Annotated in this window: 19 protein-coding genes; all 19 read right to left on the reverse strand. The window is 60.9% G+C overall.

Annotated elements, in window-relative coordinates:
• Positions 1-59: 59 nt before the first annotated feature.
• Positions 60-413 (reverse strand): flagellar protein FlaG, encoded by a 354-nt coding sequence (locus J4D25_RS07475; RefSeq protein WP_057715894.1) that lies wholly within the window; start codon positions 411-413, stop codon positions 60-62.
• A 72-nt stretch (positions 414-485) separates the two neighbouring features.
• The gene (locus J4D25_RS07480) at positions 486-1,337 is read right to left on the reverse strand and encodes a flagellin domain-containing protein (protein ID WP_057715895.1); all 852 of its coding nucleotides are present in this window, start codon (positions 1,335-1,337) and stop codon (positions 486-488) included.
• A 241-nt stretch (positions 1,338-1,578) separates the two neighbouring features.
• Complete coding sequence (locus J4D25_RS07485; RefSeq protein WP_057715896.1) at positions 1,579-1,845, reverse strand: hypothetical protein; 267 nt, start codon at positions 1,843-1,845, stop codon at positions 1,579-1,581.
• Positions 1,842-3,134 carry a motility associated factor glycosyltransferase family protein gene (locus tag J4D25_RS07490; protein WP_057715897.1) on the reverse strand — a complete coding sequence of 431 codons (1,293 nt, stop codon included), beginning with the start codon at positions 3,132-3,134 and terminating at the stop codon, positions 1,842-1,844. Before J4D25_RS07490 ends, J4D25_RS07485 begins: the two co-directional genes overlap by 4 nt.
• A 90-nt stretch (positions 3,135-3,224) precedes the next feature.
• Positions 3,225-4,151 (reverse strand): ketoacyl-ACP synthase III, encoded by a 927-nt coding sequence (locus J4D25_RS07495; protein ID WP_056721553.1) that lies wholly within the window; start codon positions 4,149-4,151, stop codon positions 3,225-3,227.
• Positions 4,152-4,377: 226 nt separating this feature from the next.
• Positions 4,378-5,430 carry a pseudaminic acid synthase gene (gene pseI, locus J4D25_RS07500; RefSeq protein WP_057715898.1) on the reverse strand — a complete coding sequence of 351 codons (1,053 nt, stop codon included), beginning with the start codon at positions 5,428-5,430 and terminating at the stop codon, positions 4,378-4,380.
• Entirely contained in the window at positions 5,423-6,928 is a 1,506-nt protein-coding gene (pseG, locus tag J4D25_RS07505) for a UDP-2,4-diacetamido-2,4,6-trideoxy-beta-L-altropyranose hydrolase (protein ID WP_057715899.1), read from the reverse strand. The genes pseI and pseG overlap by 8 nt, the downstream gene beginning before the upstream one ends.
• On the reverse strand, positions 6,925-7,632 hold the full coding sequence (pseF, locus tag J4D25_RS07510) for a pseudaminic acid cytidylyltransferase (protein ID WP_057716652.1): 708 nt from the start codon (positions 7,630-7,632) through the stop codon (positions 6,925-6,927). The genes pseG and pseF overlap by 4 nt, the downstream gene beginning before the upstream one ends.
• Positions 7,629-8,249 carry a pseudaminic acid biosynthesis-associated methylase gene (locus J4D25_RS07515; RefSeq protein ID WP_057715900.1) on the reverse strand — a complete coding sequence of 207 codons (621 nt, stop codon included), beginning with the start codon at positions 8,247-8,249 and terminating at the stop codon, positions 7,629-7,631. Before J4D25_RS07515 ends, pseF begins: the two co-directional genes overlap by 4 nt.
• Positions 8,249-9,439 (reverse strand): UDP-4-amino-4,6-dideoxy-N-acetyl-beta-L-altrosamine transaminase, encoded by a 1,191-nt coding sequence (gene pseC, locus J4D25_RS07520; protein ID WP_057715901.1) that lies wholly within the window; start codon positions 9,437-9,439, stop codon positions 8,249-8,251. The genes J4D25_RS07515 and pseC overlap by 1 nt, the downstream gene beginning before the upstream one ends.
• Positions 9,440-9,564: 125 nt before the next feature.
• Positions 9,565-12,489, reverse strand: a complete 2,925-nt coding sequence (locus J4D25_RS07525; RefSeq protein WP_057715902.1) for a TIGR00180 family glycosyltransferase — start codon at positions 12,487-12,489, stop codon at positions 9,565-9,567.
• A 52-nt stretch (positions 12,490-12,541) separates the two neighbouring features.
• On the reverse strand, positions 12,542-13,270 hold the full coding sequence (locus J4D25_RS07530) for a cephalosporin hydroxylase family protein (protein WP_057715903.1): 729 nt from the start codon (positions 13,268-13,270) through the stop codon (positions 12,542-12,544).
• Between the two features lie 29 nt (positions 13,271-13,299).
• Positions 13,300-13,965, reverse strand: a complete 666-nt coding sequence (locus J4D25_RS07535) for an acetyltransferase (RefSeq protein ID WP_057715904.1) — start codon at positions 13,963-13,965, stop codon at positions 13,300-13,302.
• Positions 13,962-15,083, reverse strand: coding sequence for a DegT/DnrJ/EryC1/StrS aminotransferase family protein (locus J4D25_RS07540; protein WP_057715905.1), 1,122 nt, complete (start codon positions 15,081-15,083; stop codon positions 13,962-13,964). Before J4D25_RS07540 ends, J4D25_RS07535 begins: the two co-directional genes overlap by 4 nt.
• Positions 15,080-16,306: a class I SAM-dependent methyltransferase gene (locus J4D25_RS07545; RefSeq protein WP_057715906.1), complete on the reverse strand. Its 1,227-nt coding sequence runs from the start codon at positions 16,304-16,306 to the stop codon at positions 15,080-15,082. Before J4D25_RS07545 ends, J4D25_RS07540 begins: the two co-directional genes overlap by 4 nt.
• Positions 16,303-16,863: a dTDP-4-dehydrorhamnose 3,5-epimerase family protein gene (locus J4D25_RS07550; RefSeq protein WP_057715907.1), complete on the reverse strand. Its 561-nt coding sequence runs from the start codon at positions 16,861-16,863 to the stop codon at positions 16,303-16,305. The genes J4D25_RS07545 and J4D25_RS07550 overlap by 4 nt, the downstream gene beginning before the upstream one ends.
• A complete protein-coding gene (gene rfbG, locus J4D25_RS07555; RefSeq protein WP_057715908.1) occupies positions 16,860-17,942 on the reverse strand; it encodes a CDP-glucose 4,6-dehydratase in 1,083 nt (360 codons plus the stop codon). The genes J4D25_RS07550 and rfbG overlap by 4 nt, the downstream gene beginning before the upstream one ends.
• Positions 17,924-18,697, reverse strand: a complete 774-nt coding sequence (rfbF, locus tag J4D25_RS07560) for a glucose-1-phosphate cytidylyltransferase (protein WP_057715909.1) — start codon at positions 18,695-18,697, stop codon at positions 17,924-17,926. Before rfbF ends, rfbG begins: the two co-directional genes overlap by 19 nt.
• Positions 18,698-18,977: 280 nt before the next feature.
• Positions 18,978-22,571, reverse strand: a complete 3,594-nt coding sequence (locus J4D25_RS07565; RefSeq protein WP_057715910.1) for a glycosyltransferase — start codon at positions 22,569-22,571, stop codon at positions 18,978-18,980.
• Positions 22,572-22,582: the final 11 nt, after the last annotated feature.

Consider the following 22,582-nt stretch of genomic DNA (forward strand, 5'->3'; position numbering starts at 1 on the left):
CCACTCTTTTGACCTTTATCAGCGCCCAAAGAACGTACAAACACTATTCATGCCAGCTATCAAACTTTGGCATCGAACAATACATGGCTCGCATTGCTCAGGCTTTCCGCCAATTTGAGGGCCTCGGCGGAGGGGATCTGTCGCACGACTTCGCCCGTTTCGCTTGCAATCACTTTGACGACGACCTTTCCGGATTGCTCGTCTATCGAGAACTCCAGATTGCGCTTGATCGACTGTACAAACTTTTCGATCTGCTGCACCGCCTGCTTCAAGTGGGTGTCATCCGTATCCAGCTTCTTTTGCGCCACGGGAGTCTCGCTGGCGACTTTAGGCTTTTCCGGCGCTTTATCCGAAACGGTGCTCGCTGGCTGGGGAGCCGGATAAGACACGCCAAGCTTTACGCTCATCTCCATGCCCATCACCTCTTAACGTAAAAAGCGAGAGAGCGTGACAAGCACACTCCCCCGCCCAAACTCTTGCCGAAATTACTGAAGCAGCTTCAGTACAGCGGAAGGCAGTTGGTTGGCTTGAGCCAGAACCGAGGTAGAAGCCTGTTGCAGGGTTTGCTGCTTGGTCAGGTTCGCGGTTTCTGCGGCGAAGTCGGTGTCTTGTACACGGCCTTGTGCAGCAGTGGTGTTTTCCACGATGTTCTGCAGGTTGGAGATGGTGCTGGTCAGACGGTTCTGCGAAGCACCCAGGTTTGCGCGGGTGGCGTTGATCGATGCCAGAGCAGCGTCGATCGCGGTGATCGCGTTGTCGATGTTGGCAGACAGGGTAGCGGAAGTTGCACCAGTCAGAACAACAGTACCGCTGCCTACGGACAGGGATACGGCGTCGAACTTGGAGCTCAGTACCAGGTCGATGCGGTTAGCCGAACCAGTGTTGGCGCCAACTTGCAGTTGCATGGTACCAGCGGTACCGTCCAGCAGGTTTTTGCCGTTCAGATTGGTGGAAGCAGAGATACGAGTGATCTCGTCAGACATCTGAGCGAATTCGGAGTTGGTAGCGGTCTGGTCAGCAGTGCTGTTGGTGCCGTTACGTGCTTTAACAGCCAGTTCACGCATACGCTGCAGAATGTCGGTCGAAGCTTGCAGCGCGCCTTCAGCGGTCTGGGCAACGGAGATACCGTCGTTGGCGTTCTGCACTGCCTGATTGCCACCACGAATCTGTGCAGCCATGCGAGTTGCGATCTGCAGGCCAGCGGCGTCGTCTTTAGCGCTGTTGATTTTCAGGCCGGAAGACAGGCGAGCCATCGAAGTCGACAGAGCGTCGGTAGCACGGTTCAGGTTTTTCTGAACGTTCAGCGACGTGGTGTTGGTGTTTACTGTTAAAGCCATGACGAATTCCTCGTTGGTTGGGTACTGCGGCTTCCGGCCCTGGCAACCGCCGGGTATGGCCTAGAGAACCTTCGTATTAGTTATCGTCGGGTTGGCAGGTTGCTTGAGGGCTTTTTTTAAAAAAAATGCCATCACCCTGCCACCCCCGAGAAAACAAGGGCTTAGCGCCCCTCAACCGCGAAAAAATGACGCCATAAAACTGTCCGGCCCGAAAACGCCCGTGCCAAAGCTGTTGTTGCCCTCAGGCCGGCATGTTTTCGAGCAATTCGATCAACTCATATTCCATGAAATCGGCGAGCCCCAGCCAATCCTGGCGCTCCTGGCAGGCGAGCATTTGCCTGAGCAACGATGCCCACGCCTGTTGCACGTCCTGCGGCGCCTGCAAAAACAGGCGCTGCGCCTCATCGAACAGATCGACCATGTTCAACGCCGCTTCGACATCACGCCCCAAGCGAAACAAACCGGCGCATTGCCGGTATTCCTCGATACCTATCGCCTGATGCTTCATCGCACGAAATCCTGATTGAACTGCGTCCCGGCAATCATTGCCCCCGCCCGACTGCTGTTGAGGAAAAGGACCTGGGGATGCCTGGCAATGTAACGCTCCAGCTCGCACAGATAGCCGCGAAAATTCAACTGCGTCTTGACCTTCTGGCCATGACCATCGTGCACCCAGTATCTGGCCTGACTCACCGGCGGCCCCAGGTCACCATCGTTCCAGCCGGTGTGGGTCCGGTTCATTGGAAAGGCAAAGTCGGCACCGAAAAGCGTGATGCGCTGCGCGCCCATCTTCACCGCCAGATCCACGGCCGGGTGAATCACGCTGCCGCCCACGTTCAGCAGTGCACGGGGATGCTGTTCGCGCAACGAGGCGTAGATCGGGCTTGCGGAGTAACCACCGTAACGCTTGCCTTTCCAGGCATTGAGCATTTGTGGATCGCTCAATGGCAAGTACACCAGCGCAATATCCTCGGACGCATCACCGGGCAAGTGCAGCACGCTGATGCGCTGGTCGATGCTCACGACCAGGTCAGGCTTGATTCCGTGCTCGCGAAGGGGCTTGTAGGCCGTGTCCACACAGATGAACAGAGGTCGCGGGGATTGGTTGCGCACCGCTGCCAAGCGCTCGAAATTCCCTTCCAGGCTCGGCCCGGTGGCAATCACATAAACCTCGCGCCCGGGACAAGTGCCAAAGAGCCGAGCCACATCGTCATCGGCAAGCAGTAGTCCAAGGGTGTCCTGCAAGCGCTGCAGAATGACCGGCGACTGCGGGTCGAAATCACGATTGTTGAAACTCAAGTGCACTTCGCTGACCAGCCGATCACGAATCTTCGCACTGTGGTCATCGGCCAGCAGCATTTCGGCGGGCAAGGCAAAAAACGGCGTGAAGATGTCGGACAGATCGCCGGCGTAGAGCAATTGCACGCGCGGATCACCCAGCCATTGGCGTTGATCGATCAGCTCCAGCACCAACAGGAAAAGCGCGCCGTTGAGAATGTGGACATAGAGTTTTTCAAGCCCGGCGCGTTCCAGCAAAACCGCAGGCAAATCGCCGAAGCCGGTGCCGTAAACGTGCAGCTGTGGCTTGTCGAGCGGGAGACTGGCGGCCTGCAGGCGGGCCTCGCGCAGACGACCATGACGGCTGGTGAGCTGGATGCCACCCACACACAGCGTCGAGTCCCGCCCCTCGATCAGGTCGACCTCGACGGCCAGGCGGTCTTCCGTTTTCAATCGCGCATACAGCGACGGCCAGCGACGCTGGATAACCTGAGCATTGTCTTCAAAGCATTCGCTCATGCTACCTCGCATTCCTTACAAGCAAAAAAGCGCTCAAGGTTAACCCTTGAGCGCTTTTTTGTACCGGCCTTTTTATTAAAAGACGTTCACTCAAGGACGATAGATAATCGCCGAACCCCATGACAGCCCCACTCCGAAACCGCTGAGCGCAACGCGCTTCCATTCGGAATCGAGAATATGCTTTTCCAGCAGCAATGGAATGCTCGACGACACCGTGTTACCGGTCTCGACCATGTCCTTGATGAACTTCTGCGGGCACTCTTCGAAGCGCCGCGCAACTGCGTCGACAATCGCCGCGCTGCCTTGGTGAATGCAGAACGCATCGATGTCGTCAGCGCTCAATTGCGATTCGCCCAGCAACTCATGCAAATGCGCCGGCACCTTGAGCAGTGCGAAATTGAACACCTGGCGACCGTTCATGAAGAACACGCCGTCGGTGACTTTCAAATGTGGGGCGCCGGAACCATCGGTGCCGAACTTGGCCTTGCCCAGTGCCCAGGTCGGGTTCTCACCCATCCAGGTAGCCGTGGCCGCATCGCCGAACAGCATGGTGGTGTTGCGGTCTTCCGGGTCGACGATCTTCGAATACGGGTCGGCAGTGATCAGCAGGCCGTTCTTCAGGCCAGCGGCCTCCATGAAGCCCTTGATCGCATAAATGCCGTAGACGTAACCGGAACAACCCAGGGAAATATCGAACGCAGCGACGTTGGTCGGCAGGCCGAGTTTGTCCTGCACGATGGCCGCGGTATGCGGCAGGCCTTCTTCGTCACCGTTCTGGGTGACGACGATCAACGCATCGATGGACTCGCGTTTCAAATCGGGGTTGCTGGCAAACAGCGCATTGGCCGCTTCAACGCACAGATCGGAAGTTTCCTGATCAACGCCCTTGCGCGGCAGGAAAGCCGAACCAATCTTGCCCAGGATGAATTCTTCATCCTTCTCGAATTTTGCACCTTGTGCGTAATTGTCCACGCCGGCTACAGGAACGTAGCTCGCAATGCTCTTTATGCCAATCATTACGGCTTCCCAATAATAAACAGCCCAATACCACCACTCGCAGGAATCGAGGGGCGCCGACAAACCTGGATTTGCGTCGCCCCAAGGCGACGGCCGGGAAGCGTAGAGGGCCATCACTGAACCCGATAAAGGGTCAGGCGCCATCTTCCCGGTCAATACAATACAGTGAAGATGCCCGTTATGACTCGCAGGTCACGCTATTTTGCCGAATCAGCCCGGCAACGGGTCATTCGACCAACGACCAATCCAGTGCTGTTCCACGCTTGATGGCCTGACGGGCACGGCGTCCCAGGAGACTTTGCGCGTGTTTGGGCGCCAGCCCGAGACCCGGACGGATGGCTCTCAGATTTGTCCCGTCGAAGGGCTCGCCGGCCGCCATATCCCGGGTTACATACAACGATCTACGGTACACCAGGGATTGGCGCTCAGCCTCGGTGACACCGTAATGCACCTGCCCCATGGCTTGCCAGGCGCGCTCGGTTTCAATCACCAGGCTGGCCAGTTCGGAAGGCTCCAGCGAGAAACTGGCGTCGACGCCACCGGCCGCACGGTCGAGGGTGAAATGCTTTTCCACCACCGTTGCCCCCAATGCCACCGCCGCCACGGACACACCGACCCCCATGGAGTGATCGGACAGCCCCACCTGGCAATCGAACAACTCGCGCAAATGCGCGATCGTGCGCAGGTTGCTGTTCGCGGGTGATGCCGGATAGGTGCTGGTGCATTTGAGCAGCACCAGATCCTTGCACCCGGCCTCGCGGGCGGCGCGCACGGTTTCATCGAGCTCGGCGATGCTGGCCATGCCGGTGGAAATGATCAGCGGCTTGCCCGTCGCGGCCACCCGGCGTATCAGCGGCAGGTCGGTGTTTTCGAAACTGGCGATCTTGTAGGCCGGCACGTCGAGGCTTTCGAGGAAGTCCACGGCGCTCTCATCGAATGGCGTAGAGAACGCCAGCAGGCCCAGCTCCCTGGCGCGAGCGAAAATCGGCGCATGCCATTCCCAGGGCGTGTATGCCTTCTCGTACAGCGCGTACAACGAACTACCGGCCCACAGGCTGTTGGGGTCCTTGATGAAAAACTCACCCTCGGCCAGGTCCAGGGTCATGGTGTCGGCGGTGTAGGTCTGCAGTTTCAACGCATGGGCACCGGCCTTGGCCGCGGCCTCGACGATTTGCAGCGCCACGTCCAGGGACTGGTTATGGTTGCCGCTCATCTCGGCAATGATCAATGGCGGCGCATCGGCACCGATCAGGCGCTCGCCAATCTTGAAGCTAGTCATCTGCGTGATCCTTCAATACGCGCGTGAACGCGCAGGCACTCTGGGTAAAACCGGCTTCGCGAAAGACATTCAGCGACGGCTGGTTAGCGGGTAATACCTGGGCGGTGAGCGACTCAAGTTCTGGCCAGCGGGCCTTCACAAAGGCTTCTCCACGGTCCAGCAGCGCCCTGCCCCAGCCCAGGCCGAACCGGCCTTCGAACAGATAAATCGACACTTCGGCGGTAAAGCCACGCACGTCATAACGCAGCACACCGACCGGACCGTCATCGGCCTCGGCTATCAGCAGCAGCCGCCGGGGATTGCTCAGGGTCGCCGTCAGCCAGTTTTGATGCGCGGGCCACTCGATCACTCCGGTCTCCAGCGACCAGTGGCGCACGGCCTCGGTGTTGCGCCCGTCGAACAACAGCTGCGCATCACCCAGGGTCGCCGGACGTACCCTCAGCACCGCGCCGGCCAGCGCAGCCGCCACTCGCTGCGCCCCCCGGCCATCGACCAGTTGTCGCGATTGCCGCGCCAGGCTCTGGCGCAGACCCTGATTACCCGCGACAAAGCCGATGGCCAGGCGCAATTGCTCGACACTGACCTGCTCGCGCGCCCCCATGAACACATGGGCGCCCGCGGCCGCCATGACCTCGCCGTTGACCTGCTGGTTGTTCGATACGGCAATGCAAATCGTCGGCAGCCCCATGGCCGCCCGCTCCCAACTGGTGCCGCCACCCGCCCCGACAAACAGGTCGGCCTCGGTCATCAATCGATAAAAGTCACTGACAAAACTGTGCAGGCGCCAATGCGGGCGACTCACCGCCAACGCCTGCATCTGCGCCCAGGCCGGATTATCTGCTCCGGCGACAAAATCGACTTCCAGCTCAGCAAAGTCTGCCAGCGCCAGCATCGCATGATGGGTCTGCATTGCCGCGTCGAAACCGCCGAAATTTACCAGCACACGCCGGGCCTGAGGCTTGATTTCGATGGCCGGGCAACGGAACTCGTCGCGCAGCATGGCAAACCTTGGGCCGAACAAGGTCCGGCAGCCTGGCGCCAGCAGCGACGCATAAGCCTCTGGCGTTCCCGAGAGGTTCTGGTTCAGCAGCAAGTCGGCGCTGTAGGTCCGCGTGGCGAGGTCATCGACCACGGCGATCCGTGGCGCAAAGCGCCGGGCGGCCGTCTGCCAGCGATGATCGAGGCCGTAGTGGTCGACAATGATCCAGTCAAACGCCGGCTGGTGCTCCAGCAGCGGCTCGAGCGCGGCGATGTCCGTCTGCCATGGCAGCATGGACTCGATGGCTTGCTGCGGGTCTTCATCGCTGTAGCGCTCGGGCAGCGCGAAGGTTTCGAAACCTTCGGCCCGCAGTGCCTCCAGTCGATGCCCCGGTAACAGGCGACAGGCGAACGCCACATGACTGCCCTGCCTGCGCATCACTCGGGCCAGGCACAGGCAGCGCGCGATGTGGCCGCTGCCGATGGTTGGCGAGGCGTCAGAGCGAATCAGCACTCTCATTGCAGCTCACCCCCGGCCTTCAGCGCGGCATACAGGTATTCGGCGCGTTTCCAGTCCTGCGGTGTGTCGATGTCCTGCACCAGATGACGCGGCAGGATGACCGGCAGGCTGTACGGCGAATACAACACCTCGCCACGCAGCCAGGCATCGCTGCGGCCCCAGTAGAACTGTCCGGCATCCTGATAGGCGATCGACAAATCCTGGGAGCGGGTATCACGATACTGCGGATACAGCGCCGTTAATGCCCCCTGATCATCAAGGGTCAGGGCTCGCTGGACCGGGAATCCGAAGTCGCACACCGAGAAGGCGAATGACTTGTCGGGATGCTGTTCCAGCAGGCTCAGCCCCTGGGCAAGAAATCGCGATTGCAACAAAGGCGCGGTCGCGTAGATACAACAGGCGCGATCAAACTCGTCCCCTTGTTCGCGCAAGGCTTGCAGGGCATGGGCGATCACCGCCGCAGTGCCCGTGAAGTCGTCGGCCAGTGCCGCCGGGCGCATGAAGGGCACCTGGGCGCCGCAGTCCCGCGCCAGCCCGGCGATTTCCTCGTCGTCGGTGCTGACCACCACCCGGGAAAACAACCCGGATTCCAGAGCGACCTGAATCGATCGGGCAATCATCGGCACACCGGCAAACGGCTTGAGGTTCTTGCGGGGTATGCGTTTGCTGCCACCGCGGGCCGGAATAATGGCGACGTTGTTCAACGGCATTTTTCCAGGACAAACCAGGTGATGTCATCCACCGGGAATTGCCGATCGCGGTGGTAACCAAAACCGTAATCAACCAGTTGCAGGTCGTCATAGCGATCGAGCATTTCACCGGCGAAATCGCGTTTGAACAACTTGCCGCTGTTGCCGCGATACGGGACCTCGACCGGCGCCGGGTTGTAGTACTCGGCGATCAGTATGTAGCGCTGGCTCAGCTCATACAGTTGCGCGTACGCGACCGGCAGCAACTCCGGCGCCAGGTGAATCAGCACACCTTTGCTCAGGGTCAGGTCGAAGGTGCGTTCCCGTGGGAAGTCGAACAGCGAACCCTGCCAGATGTGTGCGATACCCAACGCCCGGGCCGCGGCACAAGCGCTGGCATTGATTTCCACGCCGAACAACTCGCAGCGCGGCAACAGCTGGTGCAGTGCCTGCAGGTTGTTGCCGGCATTGGTGCCCAGTTCTACCAGGCTGTCGATGTGCCCGACCCGTGTCAGTGCCTTGGCGAACAACGCCAGGTTGGCCGCCACCAGCGGCTGCCCGACATTGCGCTCAACATACTGGTTGCCGAATTCACCCTGCCAGAAGGTTTCCTGCTCGGTCAGTTCATGCATCACACATTTCCCACCCGCCGCAATGGCTGGATTATTTCGATCAGCTGCCGCATCTGCTCGACCACGTAGTCCTGTTGTTCATCACTGAGCAACGGATATAACGGCAGGCTGATGGCTTCGGCGTAGTAACGTTCTGCCTGCGGAAAATCACCTTCGACGAACCCTAGATCACGATAGTAAGGCTGCAAATGCACGGGAATGTAGTGCAGGTTCACACCGACCCCGGCCTCTCGCAACCCCTCGAACACCTCACGATGAGTGAGACCGATCTGATCGAGTTGCAGCCGCACCACATACAGATGCCATGACGACTCGGCCTCGGGTTGCGCACCAGGCAAGGTCAGCGGCAAATACGCCAGCAAGCGGTCATAACGAGCCGCCAGTTCACGCCGGCGCTCGATGAACTCATCCAGTTTGTTCAACTGCGACAAACCAAGGGCCGCTTGCAGGTCGGTAATGCGGTAATTGAAGCCCAGCTCCACCTGTTCGTAGTACCAAGGGCCGTGGCTGGGCCCGGTCATCTGCTGCGGATCCCGGGTCATGCCGTGGCTGCGCAAGCGTTGCAGACGCTCGGCCAGTTCCGGGCTGTTGGTCATCACCATGCCACCTTCGGCGCTGGTGATGATCTTCACCGGATGAAAACTGAACACGGTCATCGCGGCAAACTCGCCACAACCCACCGGCCGCCCGGCGTAGGACGCACCAGCGGCATGGGCCGCGTCTTCGATCACAGTAACGCCATATCGCCTGGCCAGTGCGGCAATCCTGCGCATGTCGCAGCTCTGCCCGGAGAACGCCACCGCCACCAGCACTTTCGGCAGCCGGCCTTCACGCTCGGCCCGCTCCAGCTTGACGGCCAGCGCAGCGGCATCGAGATTCCAGGTCAGCGGGTCGATGTCGACAAAATCCACCTCGGCACCGCAGTAGCGACCACAGTTGGCCGAGGCGAGAAAGGTGTTCGGTGTCGTCCACAGCCAATCGCCCGGGCCGAGCCCTGCCGCCAGGCAAGCGATGTGCAGGGCCGCCGTGGCATTGCACACCGCCACGGCAAAACCTGCCTCGCAGCGTTCGGCCATCGCTCGCTCAAAGCGCTCGATGGTCGGCCCCTGGGTCAGCCAGTCAGACTGCAATACACCGACCACGGCATCGATGTCCGCCTGATCAAGGCTTTGCCTAGCGTAAGGAATCATGCTGGCAACCAGACACGCACCAGCGCGTCCCGAATGATCCGACACCCGAACGAACCGGTCCCGCCTGCGATGAAAATCGATTTTCCGTTGAACATGCCTTGAATCCTTATACCTGTTCGCCAGGCCTAGCCGAGCATCTGCGCCCAGTTCACCGAAGCACTTTCGCCCAGGGCAAAGCCTTTGCCGCTCAAGGCCAGATTGGCGTTATAGGCCTGGTCCTGAGCAAAGGCTGGGGCCCACTTGTCACGCAGTGCATCGAGGGCTTGCGGCGCTTTTGGTACTTCACCCGAATGAATCACCTGTACCAGCGGCGTCCACACGGTGAGGTAACCGGCCTGACCGGCCCGCAGGCACAGGTCGACGTCGCTCAAGCCGTCGGCGAAGGTCACGCTGTCCAGACCGTCCAGCTCGTCGAACAACGCTTTACGCACCATCAGGCATACCATCGACACCGCCGAGTAGTTCTGCTCCAGCGCCAACCGGTGCAAGTAACCTTCGGCGTCGTGTTTTTCACCAACAAAGGCTGAACCCACACCACCGTTCATGCCGAGAATCAGACCGGCCTGAGTGACCTTGCCGTCGCGGTCGATCAACTTGGGACCGACCACGCCGACTTCCGGACGCTGGGCGTGATTGAGCAGCGACTCAAGCCAGTTCGGGTTGACCACTTCACTGTCGGCGGCCAACAGTATCAGGTACTCGCCCTGCGCCTGCTGGCTGGCCGCGTTGTACAACGCCGCATCGCTCATACGCTGATCGGTGCGCAGGACGCTGACTTTCGGATGCTGATAAGTACCGAGCCAGTCATTGACCTCGGCCGACTGATACTGGTTGATCGCAACCAACACTTCGTACTGGATGTAGCGGGTTCGCAGCAAGACCGCTTGCAGGCACTGCTGCAGGGCCGAAAGATTGTCCCCGGCCGGCACGATGATCGACACCAGCGGGCGTTCGGTGTGGCGGTAATCGATCTGCCAGGTGCCAGGTGCCGTCGAAGTGATCTTGGCCTTGTAGCCGCGATTGCCCAGGTGGCGCAACAACGCCAGGCGCTCATCGGCGTTTTCTTCCAGTACCGGCGCCCGGGCAATCACCAGCGGCTCATCCAGGTGGGCCAGCCCGTTGAGGCCACCCTGCTCGATGATGCGCAGCAGCAGGTCGAACTCAAGGGCCTTGCTGAAGTCAGGCTGGTAGCCACCGACTTCAAGGAACACTTCCCGACGGATCAGCCAGTGACGCGCCATCAAGGCCGGCAGGCTTTGCAGCAGATCAAGATTGAAGCCAGGACGGAATACGTCCACCAGTGCGCCTTCGCTGGTGCGCTGGATTTCGTCGGTGGCGACGGCGCGGCAATCCGCGGCAGACAACAGTTCCAAGCTGGCGCGCAACAGCCCGCCGGCAGTGAACTCGTCGCCGGCTTCGGCCAGCATCAACCAGTCGCAAGGCGACTGACGAGCACCCTGGTTCAGCTTGTCGACGTAGTTGCTTTGGGTAACCCGGACAAAGTGCAGAGTGTTCTGCGCCGTGGTCGCGGCCGGTGCTTCACCGGTGGTGAAGACCACAATCCTGAACGCCTTGCTGTGACCTTCGAGCAGGCTGTCGAGAGAGACTTGCAGCTTGTCGATATCGTTATCCAGGTCGAGCAGGAAAATCCCGAACTGAGGACCACCGTCGTTGGCCGCAAGGTGTCGGGCGATCGACTCAGCCTCTTGTTCATCAGGCTGGCGGGGGGAGAGCCATTTGAGCAGTCGACCGGAGAGCATCTTGTCGAACGTCGCACGATTACCCTCAACCGACACCGCCTCCAGACGTGCAGCCCAATCGCCCAGGGTCTGCGCTTCTTCGTCCTCACCCAACAGTTCCAGCTGGGCCACCAGACGCTTGACCACCGCGCGGTTGAAGATGTTGCTGTCGTGGGCTTGCCACAAACGGTCGACCACACTTTCCGGCGTGTCATTGTTGCGCGCCAGCATCAGGCTTTGCTGACGGGTCCAGATACCCTCCAGGCCTGCCAACTGAACGCGACCGGCCGGCATGGCGTGCAACAGGAACTCGAACTGGGTCAACTGATCGAAAAACGCCTGGTTGTAGAACGGCATTTCGACGTATTGCTTGGGGCCGAAACGGCGCACAGGGCCTTTCTCGACGCTCGTCCAGGCGGACTCGATAATCAGCTCGGTGGTCAGTGCGCGACCGGTGCGCAAGCTATCGGCCAAGGCCTCAAAGCTTTGCAGCGCGAACTGCCGGCCTTGCTCCGGGTCCTCGCTTTGAACTTGGGTCGGCAAGCCGAAGAGGAAAGCGGCAAAGGCTTCACGCTCGGCGACCGTCCTGGCATCCGTATGAGCCAGCGTGTGGAAGATTTCAGTGTTGTGATCCGAGTACCCGTAGTTCATTTCACGCACGACATACGGGATCGGCAGAATCCGCGCCTTGCCCCGCGCCAGCATGTAATAGGTGTGACCGATTTCCTGCCATTGGAAGGACGTATCCTGAGGCATCACCTGATACCAGTCACGTACCAGGTCGGTGCGCTGTACGGCATAGAAAGGCGGCAGGTACTGGTGCATGTAATCGAGCACACGCTCCTCGGCGTGCTCGGACGAATAGTCTTCACAGACCTTCTTGTCCCGCCGGAAGTAGCTGACGCTGTTGGGTTGCGACAGGTACATCATGCTGTAGCCGTGGCACAGGCCGTAATCGGGATTGGCCTGCATGAATGCCACGGCTGCGCGCAGGGCGTCGTGCACATGGAAGTCATCGTCGGCGGCGAACACCATGAACGGCGTGGTCACTTGTTCCACGCCAAAGGCCAGCTTGGCACGGACTCCCCAGTAGCCAAACTGCGGAACATGCTGGTAATCCACATTTTCAAACTGCCCGGCCAGGCTTGGCTGACCTTCAGTCGAAGAATCCAGCACCAGAATCCTGCAAGGCAAGCCGCTGTAGAAACGTGCGGCCCGGCGCAAAAATGCCGGCCGCTCGTGAGACATCAGCACCACGGTCAACTGTTCGTTGAGTGCCAACCCGTGTTCAGAATTGTTCTTGCCTTGCATACATTTCCCCACAACGGCGAATCGCCGAAAAAACCCAACGATGTCTTGTCGATTACCGCACGCGACGCAGATAGCCATCCGGCGCGACGGTGATCAGCAGCTTGCTGTGAATGGCCTGATCGATTTCAAAACCGTCGTTTTCTTCCAGGTAAGCCCATACCGCGGTCTTCGGGTTGTCGCCCTTGCCCCACGGACGGTCCGGGAACGCGTCTTCGGGCATGTCTTCAACCACGGTATCCATCACCACGCAGTAGCTGCCCACCGAGGTCATCGGCGCATAGGCCCGCAGCTCTTCCAGGACGTGCTCGTGGGTATGGTTGGAGTCCAGCACCACCAGCACTTTCTTGCCTTCGACGCGCTGACGGACCTGCTCGACGATTGCCGGATCAATGCTCGAACCCTGGATCATCTGGATCCGCTTGCTCATCGGGTGCGCTTCGATCGCCTCACGGTTGTGCTGGCGGATATCGATGTCGACGCCCAGCACTTCGCCATGGCCGATCAGTTCGAGCATCGAGGCGTAAAACACCAGCGAGCCGCCGTGGGCAATACCGGTCTCGACAATGATGTCCGGCCGCAGCGCCCAGATGATCTCCTGCATGGCGACCATGTCCTGGGGAAACTGAATGATCGGGCGGCCCATCCAGCTGAAGTTGTAGGTGTATTTATGCTTGGCGGTCGTGCCAACCCAGTCCAGCGACGTGGCTTGCAACGCTTTGTCCTGTTGCAGGCCTTCGATGTTCTCTTTTACTTCTTCACGAAACTGCTCATGAGGATTCATTACAGACTCTCCGGAAATTGGTGCGGTGGTTAATTGAAAACCCGACCGTCTTGAAAGGAAGCAGGATTGGTCTTGATGGTCCTGGCGGGACTGCCCACCACAACCGCATAGTCTGGAACGTCTTTGGTCACCACGGCGCCTGCACCGATGGTGACCCAACGACCGATGCGCAATCGCGGCAGGATCGTGGCGTTGGTGCCGATGAAGGTGCCGTCGCCGATCTCGACGCAACCGGCAATGCAGACACCCGGCGCCATGAATACCGAATGGCCGATCTGTCCCTCATGCCCGACGACGCTGCCGGCGCTGATGCTGGTGTTATCACCGAGGCTGACTTGCGCCTGCATGATCACGCCCTCTTGCAGATAAGTGCCGACGCCCATGGTGATCATCGTCAGATCGATGCCCGGGTGGATGAAGTTGCCCAGGGTGCCGCCGGCCTCGACGATTTCGCAGGTGGTCCGGTAACGCAGCGCCGTGGTGCCAGTGATCAGATTGACAAAGCGTGTATCGGGGCCTTTCAGCTCGGCCACCTTGTCGGTACCACCCACCACCGGCACGCCATAAAACAGCGTGCCTTGCTTCGCCGGATCGTTATCGAGAAAGGCGAACTGCACGTCCGGCTGGCTGCGTTGCAGGGTGTGGATCATCCGTACCGCTTCAGGATTGGCCGCTCCCAGCAGGTAAACCTTCATAGCCGCGTCCTTTTGAGTACCAGCGCGCGCAGCACCTCGATGACCCGTTGCTGATCGTCATCGGTCATGTCGTGATAACTCGGCAGATTGATCGCGCGCTCCGGCAGCGCATGCGCCACGGGCGAGTCAGCCGTCAGTTCGCTGAACATCGGCAAGGACGACAGCGGCCAGAAGAACACCCGCGCATCGATATCGGCGGCCTGGAAGGCTGCAATCAACATGTCCCGCGTGATCCCCAGCTCGCGGTCAAAGACGACGGTGGGCATCCAGTAACCGTTGCGTGCGTGTTCGGGCTCAGGGTTCATGGACAGGCCCGGCAGCAGGGCCAGCGCCTGGGCATAGTTGGCGAAGATCGCGCGCTTGCGTTCGATCAGCTCGTCGATACGTTCAACCTGCGCGCAACCGACGGCCGCTTGCAGGTTGCTCATTTTGTATTTGAAGCCCAGGAAATCCGGCCAGAACTGTTTGCTGCTGCCCGCTACCCGACCATGGTTGGACAGGGTCAATACCCGGTCATACAGGGCCTTGTCCGACGTCACGAAGATCCCGCCTTCGCCGGTGGTCATGGTCTTGGTGCCGTGAAAGGAAAACGCACCGAACGCGCCCAGTGAACCCGCCGCCTGACCGCGCCACTGCGAGCCGATCGCCTCGGCGGCGTCTTCGATGACCGGCAGGCCAAACTCGCGACCGATGGCCAGCAGCGCATCCATGTCGCAGAGATTGCCGTAGAGGTGCACCGCCAGAATCGCCTTGGTCCGTGGGGTAATTGCCCGGCGAACCTGCTGCGGGTCAAGGCACCAACTGTCGGCCAGCACGTCGACGAACACCGGTGTCGCACCCAGATAGGTGATGGGCGCAGCCGAGGCGATCCAGTTGGTATCGGCGAGGATCACCTCATCGCCGGCACCGATGCCCAGCGCCGCCATGCCCATGTGCAGTGCGCCGGTGCAACTGGACGTTGCAATCGCGTAGGTCGCACCCACGTGCTCGGCAAAGGACTTTTCGAAGCGGGTCAGGTACTCGTAGCAGCGCTCTCCCCAACCATGGCGGACGGCATCGAGTACGTAGTCGGCTTCCAGTTCACCGACACTGGGTTTGGTGTAATGAATTCGGCTCATCGAATGATCAACTCGGGAATGGCAATGACAAAACGACCGTCCCATGCACGAATGCCGGCAAAGGCCTGGGTGATCTCATCCAGCAGGTTCCACGGCAGCACCAGCACGTAGTCCGGTTTTTCGATGTCGATCTGTGCCGGCGACACGATCGGAATTCGGCTACCGGGCAGGTACTTGCCTTGCTTGTGCGGGTTGGCATCGGCCACCCAGGCCAGCAGGTCCGGCTTGACCCCGGCGTAGTTGAGCAGGGTGTTGCCCTTGGCGGCGGCGCCGTAGCCAACCACGCGCTTCCCATCGGCCTTGGCCTGCAACAGGAAGCGCAGCAGGTCATGCTTGATGCGCTCGGCGGCGGGCGCCAGGGTCGCGTAGTACTCAGGGGTTTTCACCCCGGCGGCGAGTTCAGCCTGCAGCTGTTGCCGAACCGTCGGTTGCACTTCGCGACGCTCGCCGTCCAGCCGCTGGACGAAGACCCGCAGCGAGCCGCCATGGGTCGGGAGCTGACTGACGTCGAACACTTGCAGGCCATTGCGCTCGCACAAGGTCTGCACAGCGGTCAGCGAGAGGTAGGAATAATGCTCGTGGTACAGCGTGTCGAACTGCTGGCCGGCCATCAGGGTCAGCAACTGCGGGAATTCGAAAGTCGCCACACCCGTCGGCTTGAGCAAGGTCGCAAAGCCGCCGAGGAAATCGTTGATATCCGGGACGTGGGCCAACACGTTGTTGGCGGCCATCAGGTCGGCGCCCCAGCCTTCGTTTTTCAATTGCGCGGCGGTGTCGCGACCGAAAAACAGCTCACGAATCTCCAAGCCTTTTTCCCGCGCCGCTTGCGCGGTGCTGCGGGTCGGCTCGACGCCCAGGCAAGGGATGCCGCGCCCGGCCACGTACTGCAACAGGTAACCGTCGTTGGCCGCGACTTCCACCACACGGCTGTCGGCGCTCAGGCCGAAGCGTTCGACCATCTCGGCCACATAACGCTCGGCATGGGCCAACCAGGTGCTGGAGAACGAACTGAAATAGGCGTACTCGGCATCGAACAGGCTGTCGGCGCTGGTGTAATCCTCGGTTTGCACCAGCCAGCACTGCTGGCACACGGCAACCTTCAACGGCACCCATTGTTCGGCCTGCTCCAGCTGATCGGCACGCACGTAAGCGTTGGACGGCGGCGAGGTGCCCAGGTCAATCAGCGGCAGGGCCAGCGCAGCGGCGCAACCACGGCAGTTCATAGACGCACTCCGGCAAAGTGTTCATCGAGCGCCGGATGGCTCGCATCGCGCACCGACAGATTATTGACAGGCAACGGCCAGGCAATCGCCAGCCGTGGATCGAGCACCGACAACCCGCCTTCATGTTCCGGCGTGTAGTCGTTGCTGTGCAGGTAAAGCAGCTCGGCATCGGCACACAGGGTCTGGAAGCCATGGGCGAACCCGGCAGGAATCAACAGGCTGCGGCCATCGCCGGCACGCAGGTGTTCGGCGTGCCAGTGCAGGAAAGTCTCGGAGTCGGGACGCAGATCCACCGCGACATCCCAGACTTCACCACGCAGGCAGGTGATCAATTTGGCTTCCGGTGCACGGGCATTCTGGTAATGCAGGCCACGCACGCTGCCGCGTTCGCGGGTGCAGGAGTGATTGATCTGGCGGATATGAAACGCCTGGCCAAACGCACCGAGGCTGCCTTCGCAAAACAACCGGGAAAAGTGCCCGCGCTCGTCCTCGAAACGTTTGTGCTGCACGCTGAACAATCCGTTCAGCGGCAACGTCTTCAGCAGAAATTCACTCACAGCGTGCCTCGGTACAGGTTCAATTGCGCCAGGCTGACGGCGCGCATGTCATCGCCGTTCTGCCACGCCAAATGCCAATCCAGGGTCTGGGTCAGGCACTGCTGCAACGACCAGCGCGGTTGCCAGCCCAGCAATTGACGGGCGCGGCTGCTGTCCAGGCGCAACAGGCCGGCCTCATGCATATCGCTCGGTTCGATGCGTAGCCCGCGTGCTTGCGGCCAGCGGCTGGCGAGCAGTTCGACCACTTCACCGACGCTGCGCATGTCCGCTTCACCGGGGCCGAAATTCCACGCCCCGGCGAATTGCGGGCCCTGCTCAAACAGGCCGGCCGCCAGTTGCAGATAGCCGGCCAGCGGTTCCAGCGCGTGCTGCCATGGGCGCACCGCCTGGGGATAGCGCAAGGTCACGGGCTCATCCGCCGACCACGCCCGCAGCACGTCGGGAATCAGCCGCTCCGGGGCGAAATCGCCACCGCCGAGCACATTGCCGGCGCGGGCCGTGGCCAACGCCAGACCATGCTCGCCATGCTTTTGCGGCGCAAAGAACGAGGCGGCATAGGATTGCGCCAGCAATTCGCAGCACGCCTTGCTGCTGCTGTAGGGATCATGACCGCCCAACGCTTCGTTTTCGCGGTACGGCCACAGCCATTCCTGATTGGCGTAGACCTTGTCGGTGGTCACCAGCACGCAGGCGCGCACGCCGCCCACCTGACGGATCGCCTCGAGCAGGTTGAGCGTGCCCATGACGTTACTGGAGTACGTGCCCAACGGGTCGCGATAACCTTCGCGCACCAGCGGCTGGGCCGCCAGGTGCAGAACGATCTGCGGCTGGGTTTCGGCGATCAGTTCCAGCAAGGCCCCCAGATCACGCAGGTCGCCGCGCTGATCATTGATGCCTTCGTGAACCCGGGCCAGTTCGAACAGGCTCGGCTCGGTGGACGGGTCGAGGGAAAACCCGCTGACCTCGGCACCCAGGCTTTGCAGCCACAACGTCAGCCAACTGCCCTTGAACCCGGTGTGGCCGGTGACCAGCACGCGCTTGCCACGCCAGAATTGCGGGCTCAATCCCATTGCTTCCATGGGGCCTCCCCGCTCTGCCACAGCGCTTCGAGGTGATTCTTGTCGCGCAGGGTATCCATCGGTTGCCAGAAACCGTCGTGCTGGAACGCCATGAGTTCGCCGCGCTCGGCCAGGCCGTCCAGCGGGCCGGACTCCCACGAGGTTTCATCGCCGTCGATCAACGGCAGCACTTTGGGCGACAGGACAAAGAACCCGCCATTGATCCAGCCACCGTCGCCGCGAGGTTTTTCAGTGAAGCCCAAGACCTTGTCGCCATCGCGATTGAGGGCGCCGTAGCGACCTGGTGGCTGTACCGCGGTGACGGTCGCCAGCTTTCCGTGCTTGAGATGGAAATCCACCAACGCACCGATATTGAGGTCCGACACGCCGTCGCCATAGGTAAAACAGAAGGCCTTTTCGTCTTCGAGGTAGCGTCGGGCGCGGCGCAAACGGCCACCGGTCATGGTCTCTTCGCCGGTGTCGATCAGCGTGACGCGCCATGGCTCGCTGTAGTTCTGGTGAACATCCATGCGGTTGTTGCGCATGTCGAACGTGACGTCGGAGGTGTGCAGGAAGTAGTTGGCGAAGAAGTCCTTGATCGCATAGCCCTTGTAGCCAAGACAGATCACGAAATCGTGGATTCCGTGAGCGGAGTACTGCTTCATGATGTGCCAGAGAATTGGCTTGCCGCCGACCTCGATCATCGGCTTGGGCTTGAGGTGCGACTCCTCGCTGATCCGCGTACCCAGGCCACCCGCCAAAATAACTGCCTTCATCCCCTTCCCTCTTGTTCGTCACAGGGCTCAGCCAAGCTGTATCAAGCTTTTGCAGGGCCATCTGGGTTAAACCTGCCGCCGTTCAGGACACGTCCGGACTCCCCGGAAGTGCTCGTTTTATGGCGATATAAGGGGGACTTGCAGGAAACGCGCCAGCTCTTTCAATCCGCTACCGGGCAATGCCTGGCGGGCATCTTCAACGCCGATTGCAAAACCTGGCGGCAAAAAAAAGGCAGGCGACTCAACGTCGCCTGCCTGGACGGGATGGATGCGCGAACGGTCAGTCCGCCAGCCAGCCATTTTCCCAGTAGCGCAAATTGTCGCCGCGCAGCACGTAGTCACGCAGCACGATCTCGCGCAACTCATCGCCCATGCGATAGCTGGCGTCCGGATCGGCCAGGTGCATGCGGATCGCCTGCAGCCATTCATCCGTGGAGTTGGTCTTGATCCGGGTGCACGGCAAGTATCCGCGATAGGCTTCGGTGTCGGTGCAGATCACCGGGTAACCGCACGCGCCATACTCCAGCAGCCGCAGGTTGCTCTTGCAGTCGTTGAAGATGTGGAACTCCAACGGCGCCAATGCCAGATCCAGGTTCAGGCTGGCCAGCTTGGCCGGGTACACATCCAGCCCGATCACCCCATGAAACTCATGCATGTACTGGCGCAAATCGTCCGGGCACATGCCGAAGAAGACCCAGTCGACTTCATTGGCCAATTCGCGGACCACATCGGCGATGACCGCCAGGTCACCGTGGTGGCTGGTGCCGCCACCCCAGCCGACCCGAGGCTTTTTCGAAGTGCGGCGCTGACTGCGCAGATCGGTCCACAAGTGCGACGCCAACATGTTGGGTACCACGCGGATGTCGTGATGCATGTCCGACAGCGCGTTACCCAGCGGTTCGGTGGAGACCACCACGCGATCGCACATGCCGATGGCGCGCCGGACCAGCGACTCCATTTCATCCTTGCCCGGCATATTGCGAATATGCGCATTACGGTGCGGGACGTTGATCACAAAGTCATCCAGCTCATAGATACGTCGCGCGCTGGAATATTTTTGCAGGCTCGGGATTTCGTTGATCGGACCTTCGGAATAGCGCCCCTGCAAGATGATCACGTCAGGCGAATGGCGCTCGACTTCGATGATGGTCGGCAGGTTGTAATGAATGCGCCCATGCGCCCTGCCGGCGGCCTCCAGTTCGATCAGCGGTTGCGTGACCCGATAATGGCCAATGGCGGATGCGTTGACCGGCAACGCGAGAATCTTCGGCAATTGCGCCTTGGAAAACGGACTCCAACCGGATCGCAAGCCGGGCTCGAGACTGAAGCTTGCCCCGCCCAACCCCTGCAACGCCAGGTTGGTGTTGTAGGCCGGATCACGGGCCACGATCGGCAGCCAGCGCTTATAGAAAACCTCCTGTTCCTGTTCGCTCCGGGCCTGGTCACCCTCTTGCGCAACCACCGCCGGCTGCGCGCCCAAGGCCAGTTGCGCGTGGGGCGTCCACACCACCAGATAACCTTCCTGGCCGACCCGCAGGCACAGGTCCACCTCGTTGAGGGAGTGCGCCAGGCCCTGCTCATCCAGGCCGCCGACCGCATCGAAGACCGCCTTGCGCACCATCAGGCAGTCGCCGCCGACGGCACTGAAATTGTGGGCGACCTGCAAGCGGTACATGTAGCCTGCCGCGTGCAGCATCTCGCCATGGAACGGCACGCCGGCGGGCCCTTGCAGCCCGAGAATCAGGCCGGCATGCAGCACGCGGCCATCGGGGTTGAACAGCTTGGCCCCCACCACACCGACTTCCGGACGTTGTGCATGATTAAGCAGTTCACCCAGCCATTGCGCCTGGGTGATCACCGTGTAGGGGTTGAGCATCAGGACATACTCGCCAGCGGCCTGCTGCACGGCGAAGTTGCGCACCGCCGCTGCATTGCCCTGCAACTCGTAACGCAACACCCGGACCCGGTCGCTGCCCAGTTGCGCCATGCCGGCGAACCAGTCAAGCGCCTCGGCGCTCTCGCTGCCATTGTCCACCAACAGCAACTCGTATTCACCGTACGCGGTTTTCTCCAGCAGGCTCTCGACACAGCGTTGCAACGCCAGGGTCTGGTCCTTGCTGACGATAACGATCGACACCAGCGGCCGATCTTCATGGTGATAGTCGACCCGATTGAGCAGTGCCGAACTGCCCTGGCGAATGCCGTGGGCGACACCCAGGCGCTGCAAGTGCGCCTCGAGTAACCGCGGATTGGTGTCCACCACTTGCGGCAGCGACAGCCATTTGGTCAGGTCGAACGCCGACTCCAGCAGAACCTCCGAAACGTGTCCGACCACCTGCGTACCGCCGCTCTCGACCATTCGCCACAACACATCGTGTGGCGCCAGTTCGCCGTACACCGAATCGAAACCGCCCAGCGCCAAGAACTGCTCGCGCTCGAATGCCAGCGCTCGCCCCACGTAGGGATAGCTGCGCATCAGGTCCAGGTTGAAGTCCGGCTTGAAGGCAGGCTCGGCCGACTCCCCCTGATGCAACCCACCTTCGTCGCTGTACAGACAGGTAATCGCGCGCGACAGCGCAATGCGTTCAGCCATGACCAGCAAGGCCGGCGCCACCAGCCGATCACCGGCACGCAGCAGATAGAACCAGCCAGTGCCTTCCAGTTGCGGTAACAAGGCGTTGATCTGCTGCTGCCAGTCGTCCTGCAACGGCAAACGGAACACGCGCTCGTCCAGCACGGCTTCTGTGCACGATGCCGACAGCACCAGCGTCAGTTCAGGGGCGTAATCCTGATCCGCCAGCGATTGCAGGGTGAGCTCCAACGCCGAACGGCTGCCGTGCTCATCGATGATGATCGGAACGATTTTGGGCTTTGTTGGCCACGCTTCCAACGTGTCCGCCAGCAGCTCGCGCTGACCGTCGGTGAGACGGCGGCACGCCAGCCACTGGGCATACAGTTGCGCGAAACTGACACTGGCGATGCCGACATGCCAGTCCTGGGTGGTCTGCTTGGTGCCCAGGGTCCGGCTCAGCGGCAACTCCTCCCAAACCCGCGGCGACTCGTCCACCCGGGTCAATGGCAGATAACGCACCCAGCCCTGGGCCGGCGCTGATTCGCCGCTACGTGCCTTGAGCATCTGCGACAGCCACTGCCGCTCGATTTCGGCTGCGTCCCTCATCGACTGTTGGCCGCTCAATCGTTCGGGGTACAGGCGTTCGACGCCGAGCACGTGATTGGACACCGCCAGGTTGCCGCGCCGCATCAGGCAGACATACAAGGCGAAGTCGAGGGTCGCGACGAAGCAATGGCCTGGCTGAGTCAGTGCCGGGAACAGTTCGAGCACGTCAGCCCGACGGAACATCGCGTTGCTGAAACCACCGAGGATGTTGACCGGGAAATTTTCGAAGATCGCCAGCAGGTCCTCCCCCTTGAACACCCCGCCCACAGGGGACAGCGGGGTATTTTCCAGGCGCGAAGGCAGAGGCATGTCGTCGGCATCCCAAAGCAGTCGCTGAGCGACGACCAGGTTGACGTCGGCACAATCGATGAGCATCTGCGCCTGACGCTCGATGCAGGCCGAGAACAACTGGTCGTCATCACAAAGAAATTTGATGTACTCGCCCCGCGCCTGCTCCAGGCAAGCCTGCAGGTTACCCACCAGCCCCAGGGTTCGCGGGTTACGCACATAACGTACGCTCGCCCCCTCCTCAACCAGCGAAGCCACGATGTCTTCGATTTCCTGGCCGCGACTGTCATCGCAAACGATGATCTCCAGATTGCCGTAGCTCTGGCTCACCGCCGTGTGCAAGGCACGACCGAAAAAGCGCGGATTGAAGGCGGGAATGACCAGGCTGACAAGCGGGAGTGAATTCACGGCGGGCTCAC

It is taken from the genome of Pseudomonas sp. GW456-L13, from assembly GCF_017350115.1.
Classification (GTDB): Bacteria; Pseudomonadota; Gammaproteobacteria; order Pseudomonadales; family Pseudomonadaceae; genus Aquipseudomonas; species Aquipseudomonas jessenii.